The sequence below is a fragment of the Nonomuraea sp. NPDC050790 genome (assembly GCF_044456745.1).
In the GTDB taxonomy this organism is placed as follows: Bacteria; Actinomycetota; Actinomycetes; order Streptosporangiales; family Streptosporangiaceae; genus Nonomuraea.
Genome location: NZ_JBITGF010000027.1, coordinates 1 through 1,230 on the forward strand (window position 1 = coordinate 1; position 1,230 = coordinate 1,230).

Annotated in this window: 1 protein-coding gene; it reads right to left on the bottom strand. The window is 68.4% G+C overall.

What is annotated here, in order from left to right; translation table 11 throughout:
- Positions 1–19: 19 nt before the first annotated feature.
- Complete coding sequence (locus ACIBEJ_RS52155; RefSeq protein WP_397190520.1) at positions 20–1,141, bottom strand: IS630 family transposase; 1,122 nt, start codon at positions 1,139–1,141, stop codon at positions 20–22.
- Positions 1,142–1,230 lie beyond the last annotated feature (89 nt).

Sequence of the window (1,230 nt, forward strand, 5' to 3'; positions counted from 1 at the left end):
ACCGGGTTGGGCGAGGGGTTCAGACTGCCGGTGCGAGGGGCCGGCCGCCCCAGCGGATGCCTTTCTCACTGCGGATCCGGGCGCGTTCGCGGCGTTGAGCGGCCAGTACGTCGGGATGGCGGGCGTTGGCATTGCGCCAGCGCAGGTAGGCATGCAGAGCCCGGGTTTGGACGATGTGATTCGGGTGGTCGGAGTTGGCCAGGGTGAACTGGCGCAACGGGCCGAAGTGGGCCTCGATCGGGTTGGCCCAGGAAGCGTAGGTCGGCGTGAACAGCAGCCTGACCTTGTGTTCCTTGGCCCAGGTGCGGATACGCCAGTTCTTGTGCGCCGACAGGTTGTCCAGGATCACGTAGATCGGCGCACCATCGGGACGGGCGGCCCGGATCGATTTCAGGGCGGCCCAGGTGTGGCCGATGCCCTTGCGCGCCCGGTTGACGCCCCAGAGCAGGTCATCGCCGGCGGAATAGCAGCCGTGGAAGTACCGCACGCCCTGGGTGCGGCGGTAGGTGGCCGGCAACCGGTCCGGCTCACCGGCGGGTGCCCAGCCCGTCCCGGCGGTAGGACGGATGCCGAGCGGGCCGAACTCGTCGAAGGCGAAGGTGCGTTCGGGGTGGTGGCTGAGGGCGTACTCGATCTCCTCCAGCTTCGCGTCGAAGTCCAGGTCGGGCGAGTCCTTCCAGGTCTTGGTGCGCTGGAAGGTGATCCCGTGCCGGTGCAGGAGGGTCCGTAACGCCTCCCGGCCGAGGGTGATGGCCCGGCCGGGCAGGCGGCGTAGATAGTGCAGGAGCTTGCGGATGGACCAGCGGGTGAACGGCTGGCCGAGCTTGGTCGGGCGGGTGGTGGCCGTCGCCGCGATGAAATCTTCGTCGTCAGGACTCATCAGGCGGGGACGGCCTCCCGCCCACTGAGGGTCCAGGCAGGCCAGCCCAAGCTCGTTGAACCGGTGGATGACGTCCCGCACGGTGTCCTCATCGGCCTGGACCAGGCGCGCGATGACCGGGACGGTGTTGCCACCGGCCGAGGCCAGCAGGATCATCGCCCGCCGGTATCGCACTGTGCTCAACGTGCCGCGCCGTACGATGCGCTGCAGCTTCTGCCCCTCTTGGTCCGAGAGCCTGCGGACCTTGACCGGTTGCGTCACTGGGCCTCCCGACCGCTGAACGAACGTGATCAGCTCATCCAACCGGCAGGACCGTCCTACGCGCCAACCCGGTGATCGTTTCCGGTCAC